Origin of the sequence: Micromonospora sp. NPDC049799, from assembly GCF_040656655.1 — a bacterium.
Classification (GTDB): domain Bacteria; phylum Actinomycetota; class Actinomycetes; order Mycobacteriales; family Micromonosporaceae; genus Micromonospora.
Genome location: NZ_JBFAMU010000399.1, coordinates 1 through 4,547 on the forward strand (window position 1 = coordinate 1; position 4,547 = coordinate 4,547).

The 4,547-nt window shown below is 71.8% G+C and carries 4 protein-coding genes and 1 pseudogene; 2 read left to right on the top strand and 3 right to left on the bottom strand.

Annotation, left to right across the window (positions count from 1 at the left end):
• Positions 1-387: pseudogene (locus AB0I76_RS23070) on the top strand (hypothetical protein); the annotation flags it as partial.
• 23 nt (positions 388-410) lie between these two features.
• Here AB0I76_RS23070 and AB0I76_RS23075 read toward each other — a convergent pair.
• Complete coding sequence (locus AB0I76_RS23075; protein WP_357039018.1) at positions 411-1,118, bottom strand: glycosyltransferase family 2 protein; 708 nt, start codon at positions 1,116-1,118, stop codon at positions 411-413.
• A 246-nt stretch (positions 1,119-1,364) separates the two neighbouring features.
• On the opposite strand from AB0I76_RS23075, the gene AB0I76_RS23080 reads away from it, so the two are divergent.
• Positions 1,365-2,960 (top strand): ricin-type beta-trefoil lectin domain protein, encoded by a 1,596-nt coding sequence (locus AB0I76_RS23080; protein WP_357039021.1) that lies wholly within the window; start codon positions 1,365-1,367, stop codon positions 2,958-2,960.
• A 68-nt stretch (positions 2,961-3,028) separates the two neighbouring features.
• On the opposite strand, the gene AB0I76_RS23085 is transcribed toward AB0I76_RS23080, so the two are convergent.
• Together AB0I76_RS23085 and AB0I76_RS23090 are read right to left on the bottom strand one after the other, a co-directional pair.
• On the bottom strand, positions 3,029-3,625 hold the full coding sequence (locus AB0I76_RS23085) for a hypothetical protein (RefSeq protein ID WP_357039024.1): 597 nt from the start codon (positions 3,623-3,625) through the stop codon (positions 3,029-3,031).
• Positions 3,626-3,686: 61 nt separating this feature from the next.
• Positions 3,687-4,547: HAMP domain-containing sensor histidine kinase (locus AB0I76_RS23090; protein ID WP_357039027.1), on the bottom strand; the 861-nt coding region annotated here is incomplete at its 5' end.

Sequence of the window (4,547 nt, forward strand, 5' to 3'; positions counted from 1 at the left end):
CCGGACCAGGTCCGCACGCGTCACCCGGAACGTCCGGATCGGCAGCTCCATCTCAGCCCTCCCCACGTACGACGAGAGGCCGCGGTGGCCGACCTGCCGGTGACGGTGGCGTACACGAACCGACCGCGACCGTTCGACGTGACCGGCCTGCGTGCGCTGGCCGGTGACGCGGTGATCCTGGTCGAGCCCTACCTCGCCGGGACGTCCGCCCGGGTGGTGTCGGCGGGGCTGGCCGACCGGCCGCACCGCCTGCTGGCGCTGGGCGTGGGCCGGGAGGAGCTCCGGCGGTACGGTACGGCCGACGACCACACCCGCTGGCACGGGCTGGACGCGGCCGGCCTGCGCCGATCGGTCGTCACGTTCCTGCGGCCTGCGCTGGTGGGCTGAGCGCGGACGGAAGGGTCAGTGGGTCAGCGGGTCGGGGCGACGCGGGGGCGACGGCGAGCACGCTCGCGGCCCAGGATCCAGATCGCCTCGACCCCGTCCTTCCAGGTGATCTTCTTGCCCTCCTCGCGACCCCGGGCGCGGTAGCTGATCGGCACCTCGTACGGCCGGATGCGGCGACGCAGCAGCTTGCCGGTCACCTCGGCTTCCATGCCGAAGCCGCGGGAGCGGATGTCCAGCGAGCGGTAGAGGGCCACCGGCATCAGCTTGAAGCAGGTCTCCAGGTCGCCGATGTAGGAGTTGAACAGGACGTTCGCCGCCATGGTGACGCCCTTGTTGCCCATCACGTACCAGAAGCTGTAGGCGCTGTGGCTGCCGAAGGTGCGGTTGCCGTAGACCACCTCGGCCCGCCCGTCGAGCACCGGGTCGAGCAGCCTCGGAATGTCCTGCGGGTCGTACTCCAGGTCGGCGTCGAGGATGACCATGTAGTCGCCCTCGGCGTTGTCCACCGCGGTCTTGATGGCCGCGCCCTTGCCGGCGTTGCGCTGGTGCGTGATGACCCGGAGGCGCGCGTCGTCCGCCCGGCCGAGGATCTCGCCGGTGCCGTCGCGGCTGCCGTCGTCGACGACGAGCAGCTCGATCTCGCACGGGTAGTCCACCGCGAGGGCCTGCTTCAAGGCATCCGCGATGCGTTCTTCCTCGTTGTAGACCGGCATGAGGATCGAGAGCTTCACGAGATTCCCCTGGGTAGCGGACGACACGACGCCATAGCCTACCTTGCCTGCCAGCAGGGCGACAGGACCCGTCGGCCGGCCGGGACCGACCCCGGCGGACGGCGGCCAGACTGACGAAATTTCGGGATCGCCCGGTTCTGCACTCCGCGCGCAAGCTTTCCGAGACGTATTCACATACGTCGACACGCGCGTTACCGTCCGGTAACTCGATCGAAACCCCACGATCGAGCCGAAAGGAGTGCGTCGATGCTTGGTACCCGCGCCAGGCGCGAACGGACGATCCGACGGACCGTCACCGCCGTCCTCGCCACCGCTCTCGTCCTGCCGATGCTCACCGGGCCGGCCTCGCCCGCCGCCGCCGCCGACCGCCCGGCCGTCCAACCACTCCCGACGAACCTCGAAGCGATCCGCGCCGCCGAGGCCACCGCCCTCTACGGCGCCCCCGACATCCGCCCGCTGGAGCAACGGCGCACTGCGCTGGTCACCATGGGTGACAGCGAGATCTCCGGAGAGGGCGTGGGCAACTACGTCCCGGGCACCCACCAACCCGGCAACTGGTGCGACCGCTCGTACGACCAGGCGGTGTTCCGCACCGGCATCACCGCCGACGAGAAGTACAACGTCGCCTGTTCCGGCGCCACCCCGTGGAACCTGATCGCGGGCGGGCCCACCCAGCACAACGAACTGAACCAGGGCGACCAGCTCGCGATCAAGGCGCGCAACACGCACGTCAAGCTGATCTGGGTCGTCGTCGGCGCGAACGGCGACGGCACCATCCAGTTCGGCCCGGTCGCCACCGACTGCGCCGTCAGCCGGGTGTTCTTCCAGGACCCGTGCTACCCGCGCTACACCGACCAGTGGACGATCCGCACCGACGGCAGCCGGCGCGCGGTGGAGGAGGCGCTCACCTCCATCCGCCAGACCATGACCTCCGCCGGTTACCTGCGGTCGGACTACGAGCTGGTGCTGATGTCGTACCCGAGCCCGGGCAGCCCGGACGTCGAGGACAACCCGAACTTCCCCGGCTGGTACGCCGGCGGCTGCCTGCTCTACCTGGCCGACGCGGCGTTCGCCCGGAACAAGGCGGTGCCGCTGTTCGAGTCGGCGCTGCGGGCGGCGGCGGCCACCACCGGCACCCGGTACCTCGACGCCAGCCGGCTCTTCCACGGCCACGAGGTGTGCACCGACAACACCTCCGTACGCGGCCTCTACATCGAGGTCGGCATCTGGGACGAGAACGCGGCGCGGCAGTCGTTCCACCCGAATGCGCGTGGCCACGGCATGTTCGCCCAGTGCATCACCCAGTTCTACGCCTCCGGGCAGGATCGGGCGACCTGTGTCGACCCGGCCAGCACCGGCTCCGGTGTCCTCTACCCGGGGCTCTTCGAGTTCCGGCAGCTGCGCAACACGGCCACCGGCACCTGCGTGGACGGCCGGGGGTACGACTCGCGCAACGGCACGGTGCAGCAGTCGTACGCCTGCCACGGGGGCCGTAACCAGGGCTTCTGGTACGACCCGACCCGCCGGTCGCTGCACTCCGAGCTGTCCCACGACCGCTGCCTGGACGTCTCCGGCGGATCGTTGACCTCCGGCACGGCGGTCAACATCTACGACTGCCACGGCGGGGCGAACCAGAAGTTCGTGCTGACCGGCTCCCAGATCCGGACCGCCGGCAACACGAACCTCTGCCTCGCGTTCGACAACCCGTGGTTCGGCACTCCCCGGTTGCGGCTGGCCACCTGCTCGACCAGCGCCCGCCAGCAGTGGTCCTTCGAGTCCCGTACCTTCCCGAACCCGGTCGGCTACGGCCACGACGACTGGATCGGCTCCCGCGTCTACTGAGCCGTCGGCTGCGTTAAGAAGGGCCCCCCGTACAACGCGAGGCGTTAACGGGGGGCCCTTCCTTACTACTACCTGCCGCGCGGCAGGACGATCAGACGGGCCACGCCGTTCTCGCCGTCCTTCACGCCCGCGACGCCGAGGACCCTGCCGACCTCGACCGCCTCGGGCTGGACCGTCCGGCGGCGCTCCAGCACCCGCAGCTCGGGGCCGAAGGTCCAGGTCATGGTGAAGCCGTCGGTGGACTTCACGGTCATCTTCCCGCCGTCGATCGCGGTCACCTCGCCGCGCTGCACCGCGACGGTCTTCGTGCCGCCGTCCTTGGTCTGCACGACCACCTCACCGTGCAGGGTGTTCTGCCGCAGCAGCACCCGGGCCTGGCGGCGCTTGCGCCACTCCTCGGCGCGCTCCCGCCGGCCCGGCTCGGCGACCGTCGAGGAGGACGGTGACGGCGTGGCCGACGCCGGCGCGGCGACGGTCAGCACGTCCAGCTCGGCGGCGTCGAAGCCCATCGCGGTGAGCGCCTGGCCCTCCGCGCCCATGGCCGCGGCGACCTCGACGGCCGCCTCCGGCGCCGACTCCGCTCCGACGCGGGTCGTACCGCATCCGGTCAGGCCCAGCGTGACCGCCGTGAGCAGCGTGGTGGCGGCGACTCCCCAACGTGCCATGACTCTCCCTCTCGTCGGTTCCGGTGTGGCATCAGACTTCCCCGCGACGGCGAGCGGAGCGTCAGGCCGATGTTCGGGTCGGGTAAGGATCGCCGGGCAGCCGGACGGTGATCGCCGCGCCGCCCTCCGGAGCGTGCCCGGCGACGATCTCCCCGCCCAGCCGCCGGACCAGGCCGGACGCGAGCGCCAGTCCCAGACCGCTGCCCACCTTGCGCACCCCCCGGTACCGCTGGTGCAACGCGCCGCGCTCGAACGCCACGGCCAGGTCGTCGTCGGTGAAGCCGGGTCCGCCGTCGCGGACCTCCACGACACCGCCGGCCGACGGGTCCGCACCGGCCGGCCGGACCGCGAGCACGACCGGCGCCCCCGGGGGTACGACCCGCAGCGCGTTCTCCAGCAGCCCGTCCACCACCTGCCGGATCCGACCCGGATCGGTGTACGCGGGCACCGGCCGGTCCGGGATCTCCAGCCGGAACGCCACCTCGACGGCGCGGCACCGGCCGGCCCAGGTCCGTTCGGCGTCGGCGGCCAGCCGGGCCAGGTCCACCGGCACCGGTTCCAGCGGGAAGTCGGCGGCCTCCAGGCGGGCGAGTGCCAGCAGGTCGCTGACCAGCCGGTCCAGGTGTTCCGCCTCGGCGAGCATCGTCCGACCGGTGGCGGGGACGTCGTCGGCGCCGATCACGCCGTCGGCGAGTGCCTCCGCGTACCCCCGGACGGCGGTCAACGGGGTACGCAGCTCGTGCGACACGGACAGCAGGAACTCCCGCTGCCGTCCCTCGCTGGTCGCCAGCGCCGCCGCGAGCCCGTTCAGCGCGTCCGCCAGGTCGGCCACCTCGTCCGGCGGTTCCACCGGTACGCGTACCGCCCGGTCCCCGGCGCGCAGCCGGGCGGCGGCGGTCGCCGCGACCCGGATCGGTCGGGC

Coding starts and splice junctions, on each gene's coding strand:
- AB0I76_RS23080 (WP_357039021.1), top strand. CDS start 1,365: ATGCTTGGTACCCGCGCCAGGCGCGAACGGACGATCCGACGGACCGTC.
- AB0I76_RS23085 (WP_357039024.1), bottom strand. CDS start 3,625: ATGGCACGTTGGGGAGTCGCCGCCACCACGCTGCTCACGGCGGTCACG.